This is a genomic window from Synechococcus sp. PCC 6716, from assembly GCF_022570815.1.
GTDB classification, from domain to species: Bacteria; Cyanobacteriota; Cyanobacteriia; order Thermosynechococcales; family Thermosynechococcaceae; genus Thermosynechococcus; species Thermosynechococcus lividus.
Genome location: NZ_JAKLTU010000039.1, coordinates 1 through 22,004, shown reverse-complemented (window position 1 = coordinate 22,004; position 22,004 = coordinate 1). Strand labels below are relative to the sequence as shown.

Genomic DNA, 22,004 nt, shown 5'->3' with positions numbered 1-22,004 from the left:
CGATTGTCCTAAGTTTTTAAGACGTAGTGAACGGAGGTTAAAGCAACACCAACGCAGGTTAAGTAGGACGTTCAATAAAGGAGCCAAGCCTCAATCCAAGAATTACCACAAGCAAAGGGAAAAACTAGGCAAAGTACATCTGAACGTCCAACGCCAACGTAAAGACTGGGCAAGCAAGCTTGCTCGGTGCGTAGTGGCATCTAACGTTCGCCGTTGGCGGCGCGGAGCGCTTTGTCGTGGTGTATGAGGACGTGCAGGTGAAGAACCTAGTCAAGAATCATCATCTTGCCAAATCCATCCATGATGCTAGTTGGTCTCAGTTCACCCAATGGCTGGACGACTACGGGAAGGTGTGGGATAAGGCAGTAGTGTCAGTACCGCCACAATACACCACACAGGACTGTACTCATTGCGGTCATAGGGTGCCAAAAACTCTAGCCACTAGAACCCATAGTTGTCCTAAGTGCGGGTTTGAGTTAGACAGAGACCAGAACGCGGCTCTGAATATCTTGAAAAAGGGGCTAAGCATCTTGGGGATGGAATGGCAAAACGGTACCTTAGGGCATAAGGGAACCGCCTCGCAAGAGGGAACGCTTGGGGAGAGATGTACCGCTGCTATGGAAGGGCAACCTAACATGGTAAGTGCGCTCGTAGAACCAAGAACAAGAATCCCTGCTCTTTAGAGCGGAGAGTATGTCAACAAAACCTGACTACGGTAGCCAGATGAGATCAAATGCCAACCACGGCGTACACTGTTGATGTGGCCGTTCAGATGGAGTTTTTGATGAAACGAGTCTTGGCGATTATTCTTGGAGGCGGTGCCGGAACGCGCCTCTATCCCCTCACCAAACGCCGTGCCAAGCCTGCCGTTCCTCTTGCCGGAAAGTACCGCCTGATCGATATTCCCGTCAGTAACTGCATCAATTCCGAAATCAACACCATTTACGTCCTGACCCAATTTAACTCTGCCTCCCTCAACCGTCATATTGCCCGCACCTACACCTTTGCAGGGCTGACCGATGGTTTTGTGGAAGTCCTTGCGGCTCAGCAAACCCCTGAAAACCCCAACTGGTTCCAGGGCACTGCCGATGCCGTGCGCCAATACCTCTGGCTGTTAGCCGATTGGGACGTGGACGAGTACCTAATCCTCTCAGGGGATCACCTCTACCGCATGGACTATCGCCAGTTTGTCCAGCGCCACCGCGACACCCAAGCAGACATTACCCTTTCGGTGCTGCCGGTGGACGAAGCCGCTGCCTCTGGGTTTGGGCTGATCAAAGTGGACGGCACCGGTCGGGTGCTAGACTTCCGCGAAAAACCCCAAGGGGAGGCTCTGCTATCGATGCGCGTTGATACAACCCGCTATGGCCTCAGCGCCGAAGACGCCCACCGTAAACCCTACATTGCCTCCATGGGCATCTATGTGTTTAAGCGGCAGGTATTAATTGATTTGCTGCAACAACTGGCCGATGCCACCGACTTTGGCAAAGAAATTATTCCGGCGGCGGCTCGTACTCACCGTGTGCAAACCTTTGTCTTTAACGGCTACTGGGAAGATATTGGTACCATTGGCTCCTTCTACGAAGCCAACCTAGCCCTCACGCAGCAACCGCAGCCTCCCTTTAGCTTTTACGACGAAGCTGCTCCCATTTATACCCGCCCCCGCTACTTGCCCCCCAGCAAAATTCTGAGTTCTAACATCACCGAATCCATTATCAGTGAAGGGTGTATCCTCAAGGAGTGCCAAGTCCATCATTCCGTCTTGGGAGTGCGATCGCGCGTTGAATCCGGCTGTGTCATTGATCACTCCTTACTCATGGGGGCTGACTTTTACCAGCACTCAGGACAGCGCAGCGCTCTCCTAGAGCAACATAAAATTCCCATGGGGATTGGCGCCAATAGTATTATCCGTAGAGCCATTATTGACAAAAACGCCTGTATTGGTCGGGAGGTCAAAATTATCAACAAAGACCATGTCGAAGAATCTAACCGCGAAGAGCAGGGGTTTTACATTCGCAGTGGTGTGGTCGTGATCATTAAGAATGCCGTGATTCCTGATGGTACAGTTATCTAAGCCATAAACAATTTTGAATTGGCAAGCTTAGAAAACCTGTGTAGCATTATTGAAGAAACCTTTCATTACCTGACCCTTTAGCGGAACTGCAATCTATGCCCACGCTTGAGACACGCACCGAACCCATGGTGATTAACATGGGGCCGCACCATCCCTCCATGCACGGGGTTCTGCGACTAATGGTGACCCTTGATGGCGAAGATGTCATTGACTGCGAGCCCGTCATTGGCTACTTGCATCGGGGCATGGAGAAAATTGCTGAAAACCGCACCAATATTATGTTTATTCCCTACGTCAGTCGTTGGGACTACGCAGCGGGGATGTTTAACGAAGCCATTACGGTCAATGCCCCAGAAAAACTAGCCAACATTGCCGTGCCCAAGCGCGCCAGCTATATCCGTGTAATTATGCTGGAGCTAAACCGCATTGCCAACCACCTGCTGTGGCTAGGCCCGTTCTTGGCGGATGTGGGTGCCCAGACTCCCTTTTTCTACATTTTCCGTGAGCGTGAGTACATCTACGACTTGTTTGAAGCCGCAACTGGTATGCGGTTTATCAACAATAACTACTTCCGCATGGGGGGGGTGGCCGCTGACCTTACCTACGGTTGGGTCACCAAATGTCGTGATTTTTGCGACTACTTTTTACCCAAGGTGGATGAGTACGAAGCTCTGATTACGAACAATCCTATCTTTATCCGTCGCCTTCAGGGCGTGGGTAAAATTAGCCGCGAAGAGGCGATTAACTGGGGGCTGTCAGGGCCGATGCTGCGCGCGTCAGGGGTGAAGTGGGATCTGCGAAAGGTCGATCATTACGAATGCTACGACGATTTTGACTGGGACGTGCCGGTTGCCACCGAGGGGGACTGCCTTGCCCGCTACGTTGTTCGCATTCAGGAAATGCGTGAATCTGTCAAAATTATTCGTCAAGCCCTTGATGGGTTGCCGGGCGGTCCTTACGAGAACCTTGAGGCCAAGCGATTGCTGGAAGGGGCAAAATCGGAGTGGAACGGTTTTGACTACCAATTCTTGGGCAAAAAGCTAGCACCTACGTTTAAGATTCCTAAGGGTGAGCACTACGTGCGCCTCGAGTCTGGCAAAGGGGAGTTGGGTATTTACCTGATTGGTGACGATAATGTCTTTCCGTGGCGCTGGAAAATTCGTCCGCCGGACTTTAACAATTTGCAAGTGCTGCCACAATTGTTGAAGGGGATGAAGGTGGCGGATATTGTCGCTATTCTTGGCAGTATTGATGTCATTATGGGGTCTGTTGACCGTTAGCGTCCCTTCACGCCGCCTGCTGAAACAGCTAAGGGAGTAATAGATAATACAACTGCCCGGGGGTATTAATTAAGCCTGCCCGGGCTTTGGCGACATCGCCTGTACCCATAAAAATATCCACTCGTCCGGGGCCGCGAATAGCGCTCCCTGTATCTTGATCGAGGACAAAACGACTGATGGGCTGCTGCTGCCATTGTCCGTCTTTTTTCATGGGTAATTGGGTGTTAATAATGGCCAAGGCACCGGGTGGCATTAAGGATTTGTCCGTAGCAATCGAGCGTTCGGGAATTACAGGGGTGGAGAGGCTGCCACTGGGGGGGCGACCCTGCGTATTCTCGAAGAAGACAAAACTGGCGTTGCGGGGTAAGTAACGATCCAGTTCGCTGGGGTTGGCGTCAAAGTAGGCCATCAGCCGGGGTAAGGTCAGTTCTTCGCGCGGGATTTTGCCATCTTTAATCAGCTCTTGGCCAATGCTCGTGTAGGGATGATTTGTTTTGCCCGCGTAGCCCACACTCAGGCGACGACCATCCGGTAGTTGTAACTCTGCTGAGCCTTGCACTTGAACTAAAAAGGCTTCGAGGCGATCGCGCAGGTACACCAGTTCCAGCCCCCGTAACGGCCCTTTGTGCCACTGTTTGCCATCGGCACCTTCCAGCTCAAGACGGGTGGGATGCGGCTCTGACCACTGGGCAAAGTTAGGCGGCCGCCGAAAAAGCGGGTAGCGATACTCTGCGGTAGGAACTAAGCTGGCGCGGTAGGTGGGGGCATAGTACCCGGTAAACTCGACTCGACCTTGACCATCGGTGCCAATAGATTGATAAAAGACGAATTCTCGTTTCACCGCAGCTTGGAGTTCAGCCGCAGAGCGACTGGTTTGCACCAAGTGACGAAACCGTTGGAGGGAGCGAATCACCCGCTGGCGTAAATTGGCTCCCAAGCTGGCACCAGGCTGCCCTGCTGCGGTGTAGGCAGCATAGTCCTGTTTGGCTTTGGGGGTTTGCAAGTAGCGTAAGCTATGGTCAATGGCTTGGATCAGCCGAGGGCGATCGCCCTGCTGCCAGAGCGCTGTATCTAAGCCAACGCTTTGGGGGAGCGTTGAGGATGACCGTGGGATGAGGACTGGGGTGGCAGTTGCGGTGGCGATCGCCGCTGTTGCCAACACCACCACTGCTTGGGAAAAACCAACGATCAAGCCCGCCATGGTAGCCTACGCAAAGCGATCCACACTGGAGGCAAAGATCGGCTCTACCCGAATGGCAAACACTTTGGAGGGGCGCACCACCATGTACTCCCCTTGAATGTTTTTGATGGGCACCGAGACAAAGTCATTAGAATCAGCTTTGGCCACCAATTCACTGCTGTACCATTTCTGAAACTCTTGGATTGAGGGAAATCGCACTTCTTCGCGGTGTCCACCATCAAGGAATAAATGCACAGCAAATTCGGAGGGGGTTCTTGCCATAGGCGCGATCGCTCAACGTTACCCCCCCCATTATGACCTTAATCGGCAGCATCAGGAACAGTGTTTGTGCCAAGACCCCCCTAAGGCCCACCGGTCAAGGGTCGTGGCGCAGCATCGTAGTACTTCGCCGTCATGGTTGGGTTCAGGCTCCGCGCCCGCTGATAGTCCCGTTGGGCAAGCTCAATGTTGCCACTGTCGAAGTGCGCCATGCCGCGGCTATAGTAGGCGGCCACAAACTGGGGATCAATGTCTAGCGCTGCGTTAAAGTCACGAATGGCAGCACTATAGTCCTGTAGGGCAAGGTGGGCCATGCCGCGATTGTAGTAGGCACTGGCAAACTGCTGATCGTAACGAATGGCAGTGTCAAAGTCAGCGATCGCCCGCTGTAGATCCCCGTGATCAAAGTAGGCCAAACCGCGCCCAAAATAATAGTCGGCACTGGGGTCTAACTCCACTGCCCGACTAAAGGCACGGATCGCTGCGGGCAGGTTCCCTTCCCCTTGGTACATCAGCCCAAGATTGTAATAATCCTCAGCAGTGCTGGGTACCAGTCGTTGTAACTCACGAATTTCTGTACTGGTGAGGGTCGCGATCGCCACAGGCTGGCCTACCGCTGCCCCCGCCATGCCAATAAGGGTTGCACAGGAGACAGTAGCAATTACAGTGGGTAGTAGTTGGCGCATGGTGAGCCTCCTCAGCAGTTAGGCAGTCATTGGCCTTATCTATATTCTAAAAGAAAATTAAGATCATGACCAGCAAAAATACGCATTGTAACAAATCGCTGGACATATTTACATGATTAGCCTCAAAGGCAAGCTAGGCAGTGCCCATCATCTCCCCGCACAGGTGATCTCTCTCACCCCTAGGGGCATGGCTATCTCAACAATTTGGTAACCTATATTGGCGAAGCCTGTGCTGAGCGCATAAACTTGAATGTGAGTCTAGTCAGTGCAAACAGAGGCTCCCAGCTAGCACGTATGGCGGAAAAACCTATGGGGATTCAGGAAATTGTTGAGCAAGCATTGCGGAATGGGTATTTAACCCCGACCCAAGAGGCAGAAGTAGGGCGCATTTGCGACAAAGCTACAGAGCTGTCGGTAGAAGAATATATGGCTCTAGATCGCCTGATGGGAGCCTTGCTCACTGGCCAAGTGGTGGCGGTTCCCCGCAAACAATTTATCAATGTAATGGAAGAATTAGTACTCACCGAGGCCATTACCCGTATTGCTGTTATTGAAGCTGAGCAGGACTGTGCCCTTGACCTTGGGGATATTGCCGCCTACGCCTTAAACCGGCTGCCGCCGCTCTACGCCACAACCGAAGAAGGGGCCCAATACCAACGGCGGCGAGCCGAAGAAGAACTCATGGAGCTGATCCGAGCCCAAGTGCAAGAAGCGATTAACCACAGCATGGCGCGACCGCAGTTCCACCCCGAACGCTCGGTACTAGGCAAAACCTCTGGTAAAGAGGTGGTCTCCCAAGTCAGTTCGTTGTTGCAGAGCTACGCAACCGATTACGAACGCCCCACAGGAGAGACAGCACGGTGACAGCAGCAACGAATCTCTGGCTCTACGATACCACCCTGAGAGATGGTGCCCAACGGGAAGGTTTATCCCTGTCTCTGGAAGACAAGCTGCGCATCGCCCGCCAGCTAGACCGCCTAGGCATCCATTTTATTGAAGGGGGCTGGCCAGGGGCTAACCCCAAAGATGTTCAGTTTTTCTGGCACCTACAGGAAGCGCCCCTGCAACAAGCAGAACTCGTTGCCTTTTGTGCTACCCGTCGCCCGGGAAGAACGGCTGAGACGGAATCGATGTTTGAGCCAATTCTGGCGGCAGGAACTCGCTGGGTGACCCTTTTTGGTAAGTCTTGGGATCTCCACGTCACTGAAGGACTTAAGACCACGCTGGCGGAAAACTGCGCGATGATTGCCGATTCAATCCAGTTCCTGAAGCGCCATGGTCGCCGAGTCATTTATGATGCTGAGCACTGGTTTGACGGGTACTTAGCCAATCCTGAGTATGCCCTCAAAACCCTTGAAACCGCCCTCAATGCTGGTGCAGACTGGCTCGTTCTTTGCGATACCAATGGCGGTTGCTTGCCGCATCAGGTACAGGAGATTGTCCAAGCAGTCACAAAGCATTTTGGCACTTTAGATTGCCTTGGCATTCACACCCACAACGATGCAGGAACAGCGGTTGCCAATGCATTGGCAGCGGTACAGGCAGGGGTACGGATGGTCCAAGGTACCATCAATGGGTATGGTGAACGCTGCGGCAATGCCAACTTGTGTACCCTCATTCCCAATTTACAGCTCAAGTTGGGATACGAGTGTGTTCCGCCGGAACAGTTAGCCACTCTGACGGAGGCCAGCCGCCGCATTAGTGAGATCGTCAACCTTGCACCGGATGATCATGCGCCTTACGTGGGCCTATCTGCCTTTGCCCACAAGGGGGGAATTCACGTCAGTGCGGTTCAACGCAACCCCCGCACCTACGAACACGTTGATCCGCAACGTGTTGGGAATCAGCGGCGGGTTGTCATTTCTGAGCAGGCCGGAGTGAGCAATATCTTGGCAAAAACCCAAGAGCTTGGCATCGATCTGGATCGCCAACATCCTCTGAGCCGTACTATTTTAGAGCGGATGAAGCAGCTTGAAAGTGAAGGCTATCAGTTTGAAGCGGCAGAAGCGAGTTTTGAACTGCTCATCCGGGAGATTTTGGGACAACGCCAACGACCCTTTACTTTGAAGGGCTTTGATGTGTTTTGCCGCACCGATTCTAGTCAATCGGAGGTCACCCTGCGCAGTCACTCCCTAGCAACGGTAAAAGTGGATGTCAATGGGGCGGAAATGCTCACTGCTGCGGAAGGCAACGGCCCTGTCTCAGCCCTTGACCAAGCCCTGCGTAAAGCTCTGATGTCGTTCTATCCAGATATCGCTGAGTTTCATCTGACGGACTACAAAGTACGCATCTTGGATGGTCACGCCGGTACTGCGGCCAAGACGCGGGTGCTAGTGGAGTCGAGTAATGGGCGCAATCGCTGGACGACGGTTGGGGTTTCCGCCAACATTATTGAAGCGTCCTATCAGGCAGTGGCCGAAGCCCTAGAGTATGGCTTACAGTTGGGCAAAACGCACGTCTTATGGCCGTCTGAGGCTTCAACCTAGGGATGGATATTTATCGCCTGCCTGCCCTTCAGGATAACTATATTTTTCTGTTGCACGACCCCAACACTGCAACAGCAGCGGTGGTGGATCCAGCTGTGCCGGAACCTGTACTAGCTATGCTCGATGAGTTAGGAGCGCGGCTAACTGCCATTTTGAATACCCACCACCATTGGGATCATGTTGGTGCCAATCAAGCGCTGCGATCGCGCTTTCCCGATGTCCAAGTGTATGGGAGTCGTGTTGACTGCGGGCGTATTCCTGAGCAGTCGGTGTACCTTGAGGCGGGCGATCGCGTCTCCTTTGGTAATCTGACCCTAGAGGTGCTGTTTATCCCCGGCCATACCCGTGGTCATATTGCCTACTACACCCCTGAAGATCTCTTTTGTGGCGATACCCTGTTTGCTGGCGGCTGTGGACGGCTGTTTGAGGGCACTCCCTCAGAAATGCTGGCCTCACTGATGCAGTTAGCACAGCTACCGGATGCCACCCGAGTGTGGTGTGCCCACGAGTACACCCAGAAAAATTTGGCCTTTGCCCTCACCGTTGATGGTGATAATCCAGACCTGCAGAAACGCTATGCCCAAGTCTGCCGCGATCGCGCCCATGGCAAAAGCACCATTCCCAGCACCATCGGTCTAGAAAAAGCAACCAATCCTTTTCTGCGCTGTCATTGCCCTAACCTACAGGCTGCCGTCAAGGCCGATACGCCACTGCAAACCTTTACCCGCTTGCGGGGTAAACGTGATCAATACTAAGACCCTAGGCGCACTCAGTTTGGGGGTTGGGTTGACGACTATGCCTGTTACCGGGGCGATCGCGCAGCAACCCACCGCTGCCCTTGATCCTTTGCGGTAGGCTCTGTTTCACGGTAAGCTAGCTGCAACAGCAACGTTCAGTTTTTTGGCAACACCACCACCAGCAGGATGCTATGGCAATTTCCTATCAAAGTCGCTTTTTCCTGTTTTGGCGGCGCCAATGGCAACACTGGCAACACCAGTGGCAACGTCACCGCTGGCAGGTTGAAAGTACCCTGAGTGGGGTTGTGCACGTCATCGCTGGTCTCCTCTCTCAGGTGTGGCAGCAGGGACTACCACAGCTAAAGAGTACTATGCCCCGACTGCTGCACCGCCTCAGACCTGCGTCCTCCCCACCCGCTGCCGATTTGGCCACCCAAGCGGTCACCGCTGCCATTGAGCTGCATCCCCAAGCAAATACCACCCTGATGCTGCACCTCGCGCCACTGCCGCGCCGAGTGCCATGGTGGCAACGGTTATTCAGCCCTGTGCGCCAGCCTACGCCTGAAACGGCTTTAGGGCAACGGCCATCCTTCTACCTTGCCTGCGATCGCCAAGCTCGCTCCCTGATGCTGGTGGATACCGCCGCAGTGCCCCTCAAAATCTTTACCCCCCAAGAGCAGCAACAGATTGAGCAGCGGATTTACTATGAGCTAGCGTGCTACTACCAGCAAGTTCGGCAGTGGTACCGGCGGCATCATCGTGGACGCTTGCGGCAGCAAAACGCTCCTCGCCAGTGTCTAGCGGGAACATTTCTCAATCAGTTGACCGTGACCGCCACAGTAACGGGACTTACAGTTGAGGTACCAGCCCTGTCTCCCCTTGCTCAGCTTTGGCAGCGGTGGCAATTGCGCCTAGGGGGTCTGGGTCAACGCTCCCTTGCGCGGGTGAGGGTTCAAGGCATTGCCAGTCAGCTTCAAACGGGTGAGATGGTTTTAATTGCCAGTGATAATTCGATTCTCTATACCTTGACCCCCCAGCAACGCCAACGGGTACTAGCATGGATTGAACGGCACCTCAACCCATCGGCTGCCATACTGCCTCTTCACGATTGGCTGAGTCGAGCCTCTTACTGGCTCGCTGGCCTGCAACCGCCCTTGTTCTCTGCTGCGGCGTCACCTCTGCTGGCAGCAACCGACCCAATGCCAGCACGACCAAACCTGTTGAGTGTGAGTTTACCAAGTCTGCCAACGATTGCCCCCCCACCCATCAATGCCGACCCGCTCATTGTTGAGGTGGAGGCTGCCTTCGTGGGCTACGAGCTACACTGGCTTGAGAAACTGCTCCTTTGGTGCGATCGCCTGCTGTTGTGGCTAGAAACCCAGCTCATCGCTGTTGGACGATGGCTGCTACCTCGCCTAGGGTTGCCAGCCTTTAACTTTTTTGAAAGCCGAGGCCATGACTCGCGGCATAGCGATCCATAAAACGAATGAAGCGCTCCCACTGCTCAAGGCTACGCATTGAATAAGTGGCTTCGATAGCGACGGGCTGGCCGTTAATAAACTTAGCATTGACATCGCGGGTGACAATTTCCCCCTCTTCGTCCACCATATACATCCCCGTAATTTCTAAATTGCCTTCTTGGACAATTTTGGGGTTGTCAAAATAAAACATTGCCTGACCGCTACTACCATCCCGCGCACGGGTAAGGCGGACATCGGGGACAACTTCTTCATTTACGCCACGAATAAACTGAATTTCTGCCATTGAACTTAACACTACGATCAATATCTCTAGAATACCTGCTTGGGGGATCATGTCTGCTGCCAGAGGCGATCCACTTGGGCATAGAGTTCTGCTAAGGTGCCGGTATTCCAGATCACGTGATCGGCCTGAGTGATTTTTGTGGCTAGGGGGAGTTGAGCAGCAAGGCGCTGCTGGGCTGCCTCAGTGCTGAGTCCATCCCGCTGTTGGAGCCGCGCCAACTGGGTGGCTGTATCGACCGCAACTACCCAAATCTGATCCACGAGACATTCTAGGTGGGCTTCAAAGAGTAAAGGAATGACCAGTAAAATCTGCGGATGATGGCAGGTTTGGATGGCTTGCTGCATCTGCTCAACCACCCACGGATGAATTTGCCCCTCCAGCCAATAGCGTTCTTGGGGGTCAGCAAAAATGATGTGTCCTAATCGTGGGCGATCTAGCTGGCCGTCTCCACGGCAAATTTCAGCACCATAGCGCTCAACCACTGCGTCGTAGGCTGGGGTACCGATCGCCACTGCCTCCCGCGCCAACTGATCTGCATCGACCACGGGTACGTGATAGCGTTCTTTCAGATAGGCCGCAACCACGGACTTGCCACAGGCAATACCACCCGTGAGGCCAATGCGTAAGGGCTTAGACACCCCCTTGCAGTACCACTGCTGGCCGGCCTAGGCGTACCGTTGCCCCCGTATCCGAGGGGACGGTGGGGAGAAACTGTTGGTAGGTCACGGTTTGGCCAGGGGCGATCGTGGCGGGTTCGGGTGCCGCTGCGCCCGTTTGTATCAGGCGGCCATCGGAACCAATCACTTCAAAGTTAATCGACTGAATCGTCACGGGTTGGCGGTTGTTATTGGTGACCGTCCCAGTCACTTCTGAAGAGCCGGGTAGTTTAATCACTGCCTGCAGCCGCGGCTGACCCACGCGGATATTGCGCAATAGCTGCTGCTCAAGGACTTGCGGATCCACCTCTGCGGTATCGCTAGGGGGATTTCCCCCTACTGCTGCCGTCGGAGCCATTGCCCCTGAGAGATTCAACAGATGATTCCAGTAACGTTGATTGCGCCCCCAGTTGTAGGGGGAGTTACCAATAATCACAATATCGCCAGCGGCTCGCTGTGCATAGGCTGCCGATGCTGCAAGGGTGAGCGGGGCGATCGCCCCTACCAGCGCCATGGTGATTGCTCGCAAATGACGGTAGTGGTTTGCGGGTTTTAGGGTATGACCACGGGTAACGTCTTTCATAACGCAGGTTCCTGTGACGTTGCAGCTTCAACTTCTATCTTAATCACAGGGAACTGATGCAGGGCTGTCGCGCGAACCGCCGGTTTTATCGGCACAGTCTAACTATTGCAGTAGGGGCATATTGACAATCTGCGGATCAATACCAGCAGTGTTCAACAGATCTTGCCATTGCTGTTTCATGGCGGGGTCATTGGGGTTTTGGCGTTGCAGCGCCGCTAGGGTGGCAAGGGTATCATTCCATAACTGGTTTGCCGCTAAAAGCGGTAAACGCTCTGCTGCTGGAGCCGTGGTGATGACTGCGGCTAAGTTGCTGTCCAGTTCTGCCCGCTCAATCCAACCTGTAACAAAGGGGTTGGCATCCGGTTCGTTGGGCTTACAGGTCAGAGAGAAAATCCATTGATATTTTTGCCCTGGCTGTAGGGCGGCTTTTGTTGGATCAATCGTGACGCTGACAATGCCTGCTGTGCCGCTGACCGGAACCTCTTGCGTGGCCAGTAGATCCCCCCCTTCGCTGAGGATCATCAGCTCTGCCGATTTGGCCGTACTTTGGGGAACATAGAAAAAGAGGCTAGGGTTGGCCGCAGCAGTTACGCCGAGGTTATCTTCGGGCACGAGAGCTACAATCTTAGCAAGTTTACCTTGGGTACATTCGCCAAAGCGTGTTGCACCCGCAATCCGCTGGCCGGGCATCCCTCGTCCTGTGGGCACAAAAGTGAGCCGATTCCCAGACTGTGCGGCAAAGCGATCGCGGGCAATGTAGGCTTCAACATTGCTGATAGCATTGAGGGCGTAGCGGTCACCGGGCCGCAGGCTAAGGGCACGGCGGAAGTTAATGAGAGCCGATTGATAGTCGCGTTTGGCCGTCAGCTGATAGCCCCGCTGCATGTAGCGGTCAAATTCGCTGGCAGGGTTACTTTGAGCAACGGCGGGCGTGGCGACGATGGTGGGTAAGCTGCCGACACCTAACGTCAACGTACCAAGGAGAATGAGCGGCAGACCAAAACGTAGGGAAGACATAGCACTTACCTGTTGAATGCGCTAACTATCTTTAAGGTACTATGGGGGACCAAGACCTGTTGTGATCTGGCTTCTGCAACAACTGTGATGAATTTCGGTCATCGAGGGTGGGCTGCCCCGCAATGATTGGTGATCTAGATCTAGAGGGCGTGAGCGTCCCATTGGTGGAAATTTTTTCCGCGATTCAAGGGGAAGGCGCTAATGTTGGGACGCGGCAACTGTTTATTCGCTTTGCAGGATGTGATCTGCGCTGTACCTATTGTGACAGCGCCCATACTTGGGGTGTTCCGGCGATCGCTGTGTTGGAAACGATTGCGGGCGATCGCCAGTTCCAGCGGGTCGCCAACCCCCTCTCCGGCACCCAAATTCTTGCTGCTGTGGCGCAACTCCATCACCCCCACCTCCATGACAGCATTAGCTTAACCGGCGGTGAACCGCTCCTGCACGCCCTTGCCTTAGCCACTCTGCTACCAGCGCTAAAAGCGGCCACCCAACTGCCACTGTACTTAGAAACAGGCGGTCACCATCCTAGGGCGCTAGAGCGGGTGTTACCCTACCTCGACAGTGTGGGGATGGATATTAAGCTGCCGAGTGTCAGTGGCGAGTGTCATTGGCCAGCCCATCAACAGTTCTTGACCCTCTGCGATCGCGCCGGGGTTGAGGTCTTTTGTAAGGTCATCATTTCTGCGCTGACAACCCCCACTGATTTGGCGACAATGGCGGAGTTGGTGGCCACGGTTAACCCCCGCATCCCCGTCTTTTTGCAACCGGTGACCCCCATTGGTACGGGGCGCTTGACCCAGCCCCCTACCCCAGCCCAAGTGTTGGCGTGGCAGGCGTACCTCAAAAACCACCTTGCCCATGTGCGGGTGATTCCCCAAACCCATAAGTTTTTGGGGCAGCGTTGATCTGCGCCTTTGCCGCTGTTGTGATACCTAGGCAGGGACGATAAAGTAGGATGGAATGAATCGACAGTTTAAGGCACTATGGCAGCACCCGCAATACTGGTTTTAGCCGATGGTTCAGTTTTTCGCGGTTTCTCCTTTGGCGCGCCGGGCACGGCTATTGGCGAGGTCGTGTTTAATACAGGCATGACCGGCTACCAAGAGGTGCTGACGGATCCGAGCTATTGCGGCCAAATTGTGACCTTTACCTATCCTGAGCTGGGGAATACGGGCATTACCCCTGAAGATGATGAGTCCGATCGCCCCCACGTGCGCGGTGCCATTGCCCGCAACATTTGCACGGTGCCCAGTAACTGGCGATCGCGCCAGTCGCTGCCAGACTACCTTAGCGCCCATCGCATTCCCGGAATCTATGGCATTGATACCCGCGCCCTCACCCGCAAGATCCGCACGGTCGGGGCGATGAACGGCGGCATTTCCACAGAGATTCTAGACCCGCTGCAACTGCTACAGGAGGTCTTGGCCGCCCCCAGTATGCAAGGGCAAAACCTCGCTAACATGGTGAGCACCCGCACTCCCTACGAGTGGACTGAGCCGACTCCCCCCGCTTGGGAATTTCGCCCCCCCGTGACTCCTGAGGAGCCACCCCTAACTGTAGTGGCGCTTGATTTTGGCGTTAAACGCAACATCCTGCGCCGTTTAGCGAGCTATGGCTGCCGTGTCATCGTGGTGCCTAGCGATACTCCAGCAGAAACCGTGCTCAGCTATAACCCCGATGGCATTTTCCTCTCCAATGGGCCTGGAGATCCGGCGGCGGTGGTCGAAGGGATTGAAACGGCACGGCAGCTTTTGGCGGCTCAGCGCCCGATGTTTGGTATTTGCTTAGGCCATCAACTGTTGGGGCTATCCCTTGGGGCAGAAACCTTTAAGCTGAAGTTTGGGCATCGCGGCCTTAACCAACCCGCAGGACTAACCCGCGAAGTAGAAATTACCAGCCAAAACCACGGCTTTGCCATTAGCAAAGAATCCCTTGAAAAAACCCCAGTGGCAGTAACTCACCTGAACCTCAACGACAAAACGATCGCTGGCTTGAAACATCAAACCCTACCCATCTTTTCGGTGCAATACCACCCCGAAGCCAGTCCGGGGCCTCATGATGCCGACTATCTCTTTGGCGAATTTGTGGCGCAAATGCGTGCCTATCGCCAACAGCACCCTCGCCCCTCAGCTACCGGATGAAACTGCGCGCTCTGATCCCCTATGTTTTTTTGGCACCGGCGTTGGTGTTACTGACCTTAACGGTGTTTTGGCCGGCGCTACAGGCGTTTGTTCTGAGTTTTAGCCGTTACGACGCCGATTTGTTGAGCGCCCCAACGTGGGTGGGGCTAGCAAATTTTGAGCAACTCCTGCGCGATGGCGTCTTTTGGAAAACCCTTGGCAATACTCTCCTTTACTTGGTCATTGTGGTGCCGATGTTGGCGATCGCCCCACTGTTACTAGCGATTCTGGTCAACCAGCCCCTGCGGGGGATTCATTGGTTTCGCACCGCCTACTACACCCCCGTGATTATTTCCATGGTGGTAGCGGGGATTGCTTGGCGGTGGCTCTATGCCCCCAATGGGCTGCTGAATCAGATCTTGCAAGGCTTGCACATTAGCACCAGTGGCATCCCGTGGCTCACTAGCCCGCAACTGTCACTGTTTAGCGTGATGGCGGTCACTGTCTGGAAAGGGCTGGGGTACTACATGGTCATTTATCTGGCAGGGCTACAGGGCATTAGTGGCGAACTTTACGAAGCAGCGGCACTGGACGGCAGCGATGGCTGGCATCAGCACTGGGATATTACCCTGCCTCTGATGCGACCCTACATTTTGCTGGTGACTATTATTTCAGCGATCGCCGCAACCAAAGTGTTTGAGGAAGTCTATGTCATGACCCAAGGGGGGCCTCTCAATAGCTCTAAAACGATTGTTTATTACATCTATGAAAATGCCTTTCAGCGCCTAGAAATCAACTACGCCTGTACCATTGGCCTTGTGCTATTTCTCCTGATCTTTTCACTCTCATTGCTGAATCTTAAGGTTGGCCAGCAGGGGAGCCTACCCCTTAGCTAAGAACTTGCATCCGCTGAATCAGCCATTGATTGCCCTCCTGCACCAAGGTATAAAGAACGCGGTAGCTATCGTTGTAGGAAATATCGGATCGGAGCGTCCCTTGCTCATAAAACTTGGCATCTTCCTGAATCTGAGCAATAACATCCACACGGTTATTTTCTAGGGGGCGGATTTCCTTAATCTCTAGGTTAGTGAGGGTGTAGCTCCAATAGCTTCCCTCCGATTTTAGTCCCTGTGCTCGCGATCGCCACGTACTCAGGGCTGGTTCCGTTAAAATCTTTTCTAAGTTATCAATGGCAAAGTTACTACCCAAGGCCTGCGCCTTGATCTGCTGCCAAGCTTGCAGGCGATCGCGCGCCATCTCAATCGTCATTTCTGGTACGTCAGGGGATGGATTGGTGGCCACCGGCGTGGGTGTCGCTACTGCAATAGGTGTTTCTGGGGGAGGGGCTGTGGTGAGCCGTGGCTGGAACCAGTAGTGCTGCGCCAACACACCCGCGCCGATGAGGAGCACGCCCCCACTCACCCAGAGCCAACCGTTACGGGGACGCTGGCGACGATCCCTTGTTCGGCGCTGTTGGGTTCTTGTCGTTGTGGTTCGAGGGGAGATCGTGTGGCTCGTGCTACTAACTGTTGCCGTTGGTGATGGCACGTCAGGGGGCGGAACACTGACTTGGTGTGCCTCAAGGGGCAGGGTCTCTGCGGTGAGAGAGACGACCGGAAAGGGGGCGCGGTAAGGAGGAGGTACAGCAACACTAGGTTTAACGGTTACCGGCGGTGGGGGTGTTCCCTCATCAGGAGTGATAGGAGTAACCACGAGTTCTTCATTGAGGGCGTCGAGGTAGGTTTGAATATTTGGGTCAGCGAAATACTGATCTAGGGATACGAGGGTTTCCCCTAAATCTCGAAAGGCAGGGTAAATTTCTTCTTGGAGCCATTGTTCAGTGTAGTAGCACAGTCCTGGCAGTAGGTCTGGTGCGTTCCCTGAATGGCGGCGAATAAAGGCAATACTTTGCTGATCTTGGCTTTTTTCTAGCGCCGCGAGCGCCTCAGCGGGCTGCCCCAACAGGAGCAAGCAACTGGCTAACTCGAGGTAAATATCTTGATTGGGCAGCAGGCGTTGCAGTAGGTCTTTACCACGGCGAATCAAACTGGGTTGCAGCTCATGGAATCCCCGCGCCACTAAAGCGTGCACGGCTAGGTAGGAGGCCACAGCAGAGGGTCGCCGCGCCTCCCGCTCAAACAATTCTTGCTGTTCAGTTGCCGTGAGGTAAGCTCGTAGCTGCAAAATAAACTTGAGGAAATCTTCTACCCCTAAGCCAGAACGATCATCCTGACGCCCTTCAATGCCGCCGCGATCGCTGAGCATCTCCCGCAATAGCAGCACCCCTCGCTGACGACCCACACTATCAGATAGAGGCAGCGCCAACAGTTCGAGGATTCGGTAGGGGCGCAAGCGATCCAGTTCACTTTGAAATTGTTGTTGCAGTTCGGGAAACAACCCGGAGCGCTCTAAAATCCGCAGTCCAGCTTCCAGATGGGTGGCGGCGGCCTGATAGTGCTGTTGCTGCCATTGCTCCCGACCCAATTCAAGATAGGCCAAGGCCACGGTCAACGTAATATCTGCTTCCGCAGCGGATCCCGTATAGGGACGGCTCAAATCAAGGGGATCCCCCTTGAGAAAGGGCTGCCCTAGGCGCACAACTTGGTTGTAGTCTCCCAGTTCATAGAGAAGTAGGAGCGCACCGGATAACTGTTGCTCCGTGATCTCGAGGTCTGGAACCACGGGTTGCGGATCGAGTTGGGCAATGAGATCATCGGTATCAAGACTGCGACAGCGGCGATCGTAGGCGTGACGTTGATCGGGTTCCCGCAGAACTTGGTAGGCGTGTTCAATCAGCTCGCGGCGGGTTGCTACAGTTGTCGGCGAGTGATGGTGGCTGGGCAACTGCAACAGACGATCTTGAAACGCTTGATCAATTTGCTCAGGTGTTGCCTGCATTGGCACACCTAACACTTGATAATAATCTAAAGGAATGCGCACCTGAACCCAGTCCTCAATAAATAAAGCACGACTCAAACTGATCCGTAGTTGACAGCCACTTGCCCGCGCAGACACAGGGGAGAGGGTGGAGACACTGCCCCCGCGCAGAGACGTTGCCCCTGCCTCTCTGTTTTATCGTTACACCCCTAACAAGGGACGGTAACCTTGAAGATGGTGCCAGAGCGTGCCAGCACAAGAGGGAGCATCAAGCGTTCTAGAGTATCACAATTGTTTCCACTATGGCACAGGCCAGCCCTAGGTCAGGCGTCCTCTTGGGAAGTGAACACTAACACTGCCACCCTTTGGGAACTCATGATAGTATCGGGACACATTACCGTAAACCTGCAACCTAGCAGCACGTTTAGGACAAGAGGGCGTGACAGAACCAATATTTTGGTTGGCCGTGTCACTGGTGTTAGTGGCCGTGTGCTTGGCAGTGGTGTTGGCTGCTGCCATTCCTGCCTTTATGGAGTTGGCGCGGGCTGCCCGCAGTGCCGAAAAGCTTTTTGACACCCTTGGTCGTGAACTGCCCCCTACCCTTGAGGCCATTCGCCTCACAGGTCTTGAAATTAGCGATCTGACGGATGACATTAGCCAAGGGGTTGAAAGTGCTGGCAATGTTGTCAAGCAGGTGGATCAAAGTATTTCCGCTGCTAAACGCCAAGTTCAAGAGGCGAAAGTGACAACCCGCAGTGTGTTTGCGGGAGTGAAGGCCGCATGGCAAACGTGGAATCGTCCCAGTCGTCGACCATCCCGCCTTACCAGCAGCAATTTACCCCCCCTTGAGCCACACTTAGATCGTCAAGAGCGTCGGGAGCAGGCTAAGGACAGTTGAACCATGGCCTGCCGTAGGGTACCGTGTGCCTCACTGCCTAATTTCAGTTGATATTCTGTAACCAGTAAAATGCTGAGGCTCTCTTCTAGGGCAGCAAGAGGAATTGCCCTAACCTCTTTTTGTAGAAAATAGACCCGTTTGGGGTTGCCGATCTCCGCTAATTTGGCAATCGTCTGCACATCTCGCTCGTTACTGAGCAGTTTGATCCACAACCATGTGCGAAATTGCTTGCTCAGGCTAGCAATTAGGCGCAGCGGTGGTTCATTTTGTTGCAGGAGGGCATCAAGTTGGCTAAGGGCTGCTCCTGTGTGGCTTTGCAGGAGGCTACTGGCCAAGGCTAGGGTACTTTGTTGGGTGGCGTGAACAAGGGTGGCAATATCCGTTGGCGTTGGGGGGCGATCGCCCGCAAAGAGGGAGAGCTTTTCTAATTCATTGTGCAGTTGGCGACTATCATTGCCCACGGCTTCGGCAAGGAGGTGAATAGCCTCCTCCGATAGGCTGAGGTGATAGTGCTCGGCGCTGTTGCGGATCTGTGCTTCAATTTCTGAGGTTTTCCATGCTGGGATGGGGCTGAATTCCTGAAATTTGCTGTGCTGTTGCAGGAGTTTAACGGCCTTACTGCGGCTGTCGGGTTTTTGGGGGCTAGTGAGCAAAAGGTGGCAGGTGCTAGGAATCTGCGGCAGCGTTCGTTCGAAATCCGCCAGCAGTTCCGCACTACAGCGTTGGCCAAGGGTGGTGTTTGCCAGCCACACGAGGCGATCGCCCCCGCCAAAGGGAGGGGTCATCACCTGAGCTAGGGCAGACTGAATTTGACTTGGATCCTCGCCAGCATACTTTTCAAAATTAAAGCTCTCCCACAGCGGATCCACAACCTGGTGTTGCAGTGCCTTGACGGCTTGCTCTAGGCGAAATGAGTCTTCTCCCCAGTAGAAATAAACAGGCATGGTGCGGAAATACGGTGCCATCGATTACTATAAATGCATTGTGGCGGAGAATAAGGAGATGGTGCGATCGCGCCGGTTGGCATTGGCAGCACTAGGCCTGAGTTTGGGGATTGCACCGCTGCTGTGGCAGTCTGCCGCCTCCCAAGAGACTGCGTCTCAGGCACTAACAATTCTGGCTGATGTGCAACAGGCAAACGCAATGACGGGGGTCATCACGGCACGGGGGAATGTGCAACTGCGGTATCCTGCCCGGCAAATTCAGGCCACTGCGGCTCAAGCCCAGTACTTTAGTCGGGAAGGACGCATTGTCCTCAGTGGTAATGTCTATGTATTGCAGGAGGGGAACAGCCTGCGGGCAGACTCCATCACATACCTTATCCAAGAAGCAAAATTTGTGGCCTTACCTGCCCCAAGCCGCCAAGTTGAATCTATTTTAATGATCCCCGATGACCCTAACCAACAAATTATTGAATCTGTGCAGCCCTAGTGGTGGGTTTGCCCTACCGACCACTCTGCGCCTAGAAGGGGTGTGTAAACGCTACGGTGCGCGCTGGGTTGTCGATCACGTCAGTTTATCAGTGGCGCGCGGTGAAGTGGTGGGGTTACTCGGCCCCAACGGAGCGGGTAAAACCACTACCTTTTATATGGCAACCGGCATCGAGCGGCCAGATCAAGGGCGAGTGTGGCTTGACGATGATGACATTACCCGTACCCCGTTGCACCAGCGGGCGCGGCGGGGGATTGGTTATCTGCCTCAGGAACCCAGTATTTTTCGGCAGTTGACCGTTGCTGAGAATATTCTCCTTGTTTTAGAGCAAACGGGCGTGCCCCGGCGGCAGTGGCGCGATCGCCTCGATCATCTGTTAACGGAATTTCACCTGACCCATATCGCCCACACCCTTGGCCAGCGGGTGTCTGGGGGGGAGCGGCGGCGCACTGAGTTGGCTCGCGCCTTGGCAGCAGGGGTTCGCGGCCCCAGTTTCTTGCTCTTGGATGAACCCTTTGCGGGGGTGGATCCCATTGCGGTGCATGATCTCCAAACCATGATTGCTACCCTGCGCGATCGCCAAATGGGCATTCTAATTACAGATCACAATGTGCGAGAAACCTTGGAGATTATTGACCGCGCCTATATTTTGCGAGAGGGACAACTTTTAGCGGCGGGCAGCGGCTGGGAACTGGCGCAAGACGCAAAGGTGCGGCAGTACTACTTGGGCGAAGATTTCCGTTTCTGAGATGGTCAACCTGTTGTGCTGGGGGCGATCATTGCACCTATCGAAACTCGATCGCTACATCCTGTCCCTTTTACTGCCCGGGCTTGGCTTTGGGGTAGCCATTTTTACGACCCTTGCCCTAGCGGTGGGCACCCTCTTTGATCTGGTGCGACAAATTGCCGATGCCCAGTTACCCTTAAGTATTTTGCTGCAACTCATTTGGTATGAATTGCCCACGGTGTTGGTACTGGTCTTGCCCATGGCGGTATTGCTAGCAGTGGTAGGTGCCATGAGCCACCTTTCGGAAGAGGGGGAGTGGATCGCGTTGCGCAGTGTCGGTGTGTGTTTGCAACGCCTACTGGTGCCGATTTTAGGGTTTGCCCTCCTCGTCAGTAGTGCCACCTTACTCCTCAATGAAACATGGGTGCCTATCGCCAAGTTTCAGTCTGAACAACTGATGCAGCAGCTCCTACAGCAGGAGCGCACCCTAGGGCAAGGCACGGATATTTTTTATCCTGAGTACGATCGCGACCAAACCATCCGCCGTCTCTACTATGCCCATCGCTTCGATGGTAGTCGTATTCAGGGGTTAACCATCCTTGATTTTTCACAGCCAGAGGTCACCCAAGTTATTACTGCCGAAGCCGCAGAGTGGAACTTCCGTGAGAGTACGTGGTTTCTCTCCCGCGGCATTGCCTATCTGATTAGCCATCGTGGGGTCAGTCGCGATCTATTGCAGTTTGAGGAACAGGAAATTCGCCTACCGCGGCCTGCCCAGTCACGGCAACTGCGTCCTACCGAGGTCAATGAACTTTCAATTCTGCAAACCCGGCGGGCGCTGCGTCGTCTTGATCCGGTCAAGGATGCGGAGCTGGTGCGTGCCCTAAAGGTTCATCTGGCGCAATCCTATGCCCAGCCCTTTTTAGCCGTTGTTTTTGCCCTTTTGGGGGTTGGATTTGGCCTCAGTCCGTCGCAACGACGGGGGCGGCAGGGATTTGGCGTGAGTGTTGCGGTTATCTTTGGCCAGTACGTCTTGGCCTTCTTTCTTGGGGCACTGGGGACAATTGGTACCCTCCCCCCGCTGGTGGCGGCATGGTTACCCCACATCATCGGCGGTAGTGTGGCGGTTGGGTTAATGTGGCGGGTCAACCGTAGCTAGGGGCTGTACCCATCGCGTTATGATGAGAAAAGTGCTGATTGCTCACC

At 54.3% G+C, this 22,004-nt stretch carries 23 protein-coding genes and 1 pseudogene; 15 read left to right on the top strand and 9 right to left on the bottom strand.

Going from position 1 to position 22,004, the window contains the following annotated elements; all coding sequences use genetic code 11:
* Window positions 1-19: 19 nt before the first annotated feature.
* The 4 genes and pseudogenes from L5220_RS12885 to L5220_RS12870 form a co-directional block, all read left to right on the top strand.
* Window positions 20-247 (top strand): annotated as a pseudogene (locus tag L5220_RS12885) (hypothetical protein); the annotation flags it as partial.
* The gene (locus L5220_RS12880; protein WP_499574024.1) at window positions 237-683 is read left to right on the top strand and encodes an RNA-guided endonuclease InsQ/TnpB family protein; all 447 of its coding nucleotides are present in this window, start codon (window positions 237-239) and stop codon (window positions 681-683) included. The pseudogene L5220_RS12885 and the gene L5220_RS12880, both read left to right, overlap by 11 nt.
* Window positions 684-784: 101 nt before the next feature.
* Complete coding sequence (locus tag L5220_RS12875; protein ID WP_099799796.1) at window positions 785-2,074, top strand: glucose-1-phosphate adenylyltransferase; 1,290 nt, start codon at window positions 785-787, stop codon at window positions 2,072-2,074.
* Between the two features lie 95 nt (window positions 2,075-2,169).
* Window positions 2,170-3,354 (top strand): NAD(P)H-quinone oxidoreductase subunit H, encoded by a 1,185-nt coding sequence (locus tag L5220_RS12870; RefSeq protein WP_099797981.1) that lies wholly within the window; start codon window positions 2,170-2,172, stop codon window positions 3,352-3,354.
* Window positions 3,355-3,382: 28 nt separating this feature from the next.
* Here the strand turns inward: L5220_RS12870 and mltA are convergent, their stop codons facing one another.
* From mltA to L5220_RS12855, 3 genes are all read right to left on the bottom strand, one after another.
* Window positions 3,383-4,555, bottom strand: a complete 1,173-nt coding sequence (mltA, locus tag L5220_RS12865; RefSeq protein WP_499574023.1) for a murein transglycosylase A — start codon at window positions 4,553-4,555, stop codon at window positions 3,383-3,385.
* Between the two features lie 6 nt (window positions 4,556-4,561).
* Window positions 4,562-4,816: a hypothetical protein gene (locus L5220_RS12860; RefSeq protein WP_099797979.1), complete on the bottom strand. Its 255-nt coding sequence runs from the start codon at window positions 4,814-4,816 to the stop codon at window positions 4,562-4,564.
* An 80-nt stretch (window positions 4,817-4,896) separates the two neighbouring features.
* Window positions 4,897-5,499 (bottom strand): tetratricopeptide repeat protein, encoded by a 603-nt coding sequence (locus L5220_RS12855; RefSeq protein WP_448514385.1) that lies wholly within the window; start codon window positions 5,497-5,499, stop codon window positions 4,897-4,899.
* 294 nt (window positions 5,500-5,793) lie between these two features.
* On the opposite strand from L5220_RS12855, the gene L5220_RS12850 reads away from it, so the two are divergent.
* The 4 genes from L5220_RS12850 (at window position 5,794) to L5220_RS12835 (ending at window position 10,203) form a co-directional block, all read left to right on the top strand.
* Window positions 5,794-6,363, top strand: coding sequence for a late competence development ComFB family protein (locus tag L5220_RS12850; protein ID WP_499574021.1), 570 nt, complete (start codon window positions 5,794-5,796; stop codon window positions 6,361-6,363).
* Window positions 6,360-7,985, top strand: a complete 1,626-nt coding sequence (gene cimA / locus L5220_RS12845; RefSeq protein ID WP_499574020.1) for a citramalate synthase — start codon at window positions 6,360-6,362, stop codon at window positions 7,983-7,985. The genes L5220_RS12850 and cimA overlap by 4 nt, the downstream gene beginning before the upstream one ends.
* A 2-nt stretch (window positions 7,986-7,987) precedes the next feature.
* Window positions 7,988-8,740 (top strand): hydroxyacylglutathione hydrolase, encoded by a 753-nt coding sequence (gloB, locus tag L5220_RS12840; protein ID WP_499574018.1) that lies wholly within the window; start codon window positions 7,988-7,990, stop codon window positions 8,738-8,740.
* Window positions 8,741-8,913: 173 nt separating this feature from the next.
* A complete protein-coding gene (locus L5220_RS12835; protein ID WP_499574016.1) occupies window positions 8,914-10,203 on the top strand; it encodes a hypothetical protein in 1,290 nt (429 codons plus the stop codon).
* On the opposite strand, the gene psb28 is transcribed toward L5220_RS12835, so the two are convergent.
* The 4 genes from psb28 to L5220_RS12815 form a co-directional block, all read right to left on the bottom strand.
* Window positions 10,154-10,486: a photosystem II reaction center protein Psb28 gene (gene psb28, locus L5220_RS12830; protein ID WP_448525678.1), complete on the bottom strand. Its 333-nt coding sequence runs from the start codon at window positions 10,484-10,486 to the stop codon at window positions 10,154-10,156. The genes L5220_RS12835 and psb28 overlap by 50 nt on opposite strands.
* 47 nt (window positions 10,487-10,533) lie before the next feature.
* The gene (gene coaE / locus L5220_RS12825) at window positions 10,534-11,124 is read right to left on the bottom strand and encodes a dephospho-CoA kinase (RefSeq protein ID WP_499499154.1); all 591 of its coding nucleotides are present in this window, start codon (window positions 11,122-11,124) and stop codon (window positions 10,534-10,536) included.
* Window positions 11,117-11,725 (bottom strand): FxLYD domain-containing protein, encoded by a 609-nt coding sequence (locus L5220_RS12820; protein ID WP_448534718.1) that lies wholly within the window; start codon window positions 11,723-11,725, stop codon window positions 11,117-11,119. Before L5220_RS12820 ends, coaE begins: the two co-directional genes overlap by 8 nt.
* 102 nt (window positions 11,726-11,827) lie before the next feature.
* Window positions 11,828-12,742 carry a DUF928 domain-containing protein gene (locus tag L5220_RS12815; RefSeq protein ID WP_499574014.1) on the bottom strand — a complete coding sequence of 305 codons (915 nt, stop codon included), beginning with the start codon at window positions 12,740-12,742 and terminating at the stop codon, window positions 11,828-11,830.
* Between the two features lie 122 nt (window positions 12,743-12,864).
* Between L5220_RS12815 and L5220_RS12810 the strand changes: the two genes are divergently transcribed.
* From L5220_RS12810 to L5220_RS12800, 3 genes are all read left to right on the top strand, one after another.
* Window positions 12,865-13,650: a 7-carboxy-7-deazaguanine synthase QueE gene (locus L5220_RS12810; RefSeq protein ID WP_499574012.1), complete on the top strand. Its 786-nt coding sequence runs from the start codon at window positions 12,865-12,867 to the stop codon at window positions 13,648-13,650.
* A 78-nt stretch (window positions 13,651-13,728) separates the two neighbouring features.
* Window positions 13,729-14,886 (top strand): glutamine-hydrolyzing carbamoyl-phosphate synthase small subunit, encoded by a 1,158-nt coding sequence (carA, locus tag L5220_RS12805; RefSeq protein WP_099797961.1) that lies wholly within the window; start codon window positions 13,729-13,731, stop codon window positions 14,884-14,886.
* Window positions 14,883-15,761: a carbohydrate ABC transporter permease gene (locus L5220_RS12800; RefSeq protein WP_499574010.1), complete on the top strand. Its 879-nt coding sequence runs from the start codon at window positions 14,883-14,885 to the stop codon at window positions 15,759-15,761. The genes carA and L5220_RS12800 overlap by 4 nt, the downstream gene beginning before the upstream one ends.
* Here the strand turns inward: L5220_RS12800 and L5220_RS12795 are convergent.
* Window positions 15,754-17,841, bottom strand: coding sequence for an IMS domain-containing protein (locus L5220_RS12795; protein WP_499574009.1), 2,088 nt, complete (start codon window positions 17,839-17,841; stop codon window positions 15,754-15,756). The genes L5220_RS12800 and L5220_RS12795 overlap by 8 nt on opposite strands.
* A 340-nt stretch (window positions 17,842-18,181) precedes the next feature.
* Between L5220_RS12795 and L5220_RS12790 the strand changes: the two genes are divergently transcribed.
* Window positions 18,182-18,640: a hypothetical protein gene (locus L5220_RS12790; protein WP_099797957.1), complete on the top strand. Its 459-nt coding sequence runs from the start codon at window positions 18,182-18,184 to the stop codon at window positions 18,638-18,640.
* Here the strand turns inward: L5220_RS12790 and holA are convergent.
* Entirely contained in the window at window positions 18,607-19,605 is a 999-nt protein-coding gene (gene holA / locus L5220_RS12785; protein WP_499574008.1) for a DNA polymerase III subunit delta, read from the bottom strand. The two genes, L5220_RS12790 and holA, sit on opposite strands and share 34 nt — an antisense overlap.
* Between holA and L5220_RS12780 the strand changes: the two genes are divergently transcribed.
* The 3 genes from L5220_RS12780 to L5220_RS12770 are packed head-to-tail and all read left to right on the top strand — an operon-like array spanning window position 19,583 to window position 21,957.
* The gene (locus L5220_RS12780; protein WP_227517505.1) at window positions 19,583-20,071 is read left to right on the top strand and encodes an LptA/OstA family protein; all 489 of its coding nucleotides are present in this window, start codon (window positions 19,583-19,585) and stop codon (window positions 20,069-20,071) included. The genes holA and L5220_RS12780 overlap by 23 nt on opposite strands.
* Window positions 20,031-20,819: an LPS export ABC transporter ATP-binding protein gene (gene lptB / locus L5220_RS12775; protein WP_099797953.1), complete on the top strand. Its 789-nt coding sequence runs from the start codon at window positions 20,031-20,033 to the stop codon at window positions 20,817-20,819. Before L5220_RS12780 ends, lptB begins: the two co-directional genes overlap by 41 nt.
* 1 nt (window position 20,820) lies before the next feature.
* Window positions 20,821-21,957, top strand: a complete 1,137-nt coding sequence (locus L5220_RS12770; protein WP_499574007.1) for an LptF/LptG family permease — start codon at window positions 20,821-20,823, stop codon at window positions 21,955-21,957.
* Window positions 21,958-22,004 lie beyond the last annotated feature (47 nt).

Bases quoted from the DNA above. Each gene is read 5' to 3' on its own strand.
- L5220_RS12875 (WP_099799796.1), top strand. From the start codon at position 785: ATGAAACGAGTCTTGGCGATTATTCTTGGAGGCGGTGCCGGAACGCGC.
- L5220_RS12870 (WP_099797981.1), top strand. From the start codon at position 2,170: ATGCCCACGCTTGAGACACGCACCGAACCCATGGTGATTAACATGGGG.
- mltA (WP_499574023.1), bottom strand. From the start codon at position 4,555: ATGGCGGGCTTGATCGTTGGTTTTTCCCAAGCAGTGGTGGTGTTGGCA.
- L5220_RS12860 (WP_099797979.1), bottom strand. From the start codon at position 4,816: ATGGCAAGAACCCCCTCCGAATTTGCTGTGCATTTATTCCTTGATGGT.
- L5220_RS12855 (WP_448514385.1), bottom strand. From the start codon at position 5,499: ATGCGCCAACTACTACCCACTGTAATTGCTACTGTCTCCTGTGCAACC.
- L5220_RS12850 (WP_499574021.1), top strand. From the start codon at position 5,794: ATGGCGGAAAAACCTATGGGGATTCAGGAAATTGTTGAGCAAGCATTG.
- gloB (WP_499574018.1), top strand. From the start codon at position 7,988: ATGGATATTTATCGCCTGCCTGCCCTTCAGGATAACTATATTTTTCTG.
- L5220_RS12835 (WP_499574016.1), top strand. From the start codon at position 8,914: ATGGCAATTTCCTATCAAAGTCGCTTTTTCCTGTTTTGGCGGCGCCAA.
- psb28 (WP_448525678.1), bottom strand. From the start codon at position 10,486: ATGGCAGAAATTCAGTTTATTCGTGGCGTAAATGAAGAAGTTGTCCCC.
- L5220_RS12820 (WP_448534718.1), bottom strand. From the start codon at position 11,725: ATGAAAGACGTTACCCGTGGTCATACCCTAAAACCCGCAAACCACTAC.
- L5220_RS12815 (WP_499574014.1), bottom strand. From the start codon at position 12,742: ATGTCTTCCCTACGTTTTGGTCTGCCGCTCATTCTCCTTGGTACGTTG.
- L5220_RS12810 (WP_499574012.1), top strand. From the start codon at position 12,865: ATGATTGGTGATCTAGATCTAGAGGGCGTGAGCGTCCCATTGGTGGAA.
- carA (WP_099797961.1), top strand. From the start codon at position 13,729: ATGGCAGCACCCGCAATACTGGTTTTAGCCGATGGTTCAGTTTTTCGC.
- L5220_RS12800 (WP_499574010.1), top strand. From the start codon at position 14,883: ATGAAACTGCGCGCTCTGATCCCCTATGTTTTTTTGGCACCGGCGTTG.
- L5220_RS12780 (WP_227517505.1), top strand. From the start codon at position 19,583: ATGGTGCGGAAATACGGTGCCATCGATTACTATAAATGCATTGTGGCG.
- holA (WP_499574008.1), bottom strand. From the start codon at position 19,605: ATGGCACCGTATTTCCGCACCATGCCTGTTTATTTCTACTGGGGAGAA.
- lptB (WP_099797953.1), top strand. From the start codon at position 20,031: ATGACCCTAACCAACAAATTATTGAATCTGTGCAGCCCTAGTGGTGGG.
- L5220_RS12770 (WP_499574007.1), top strand. From the start codon at position 20,821: ATGGTCAACCTGTTGTGCTGGGGGCGATCATTGCACCTATCGAAACTC.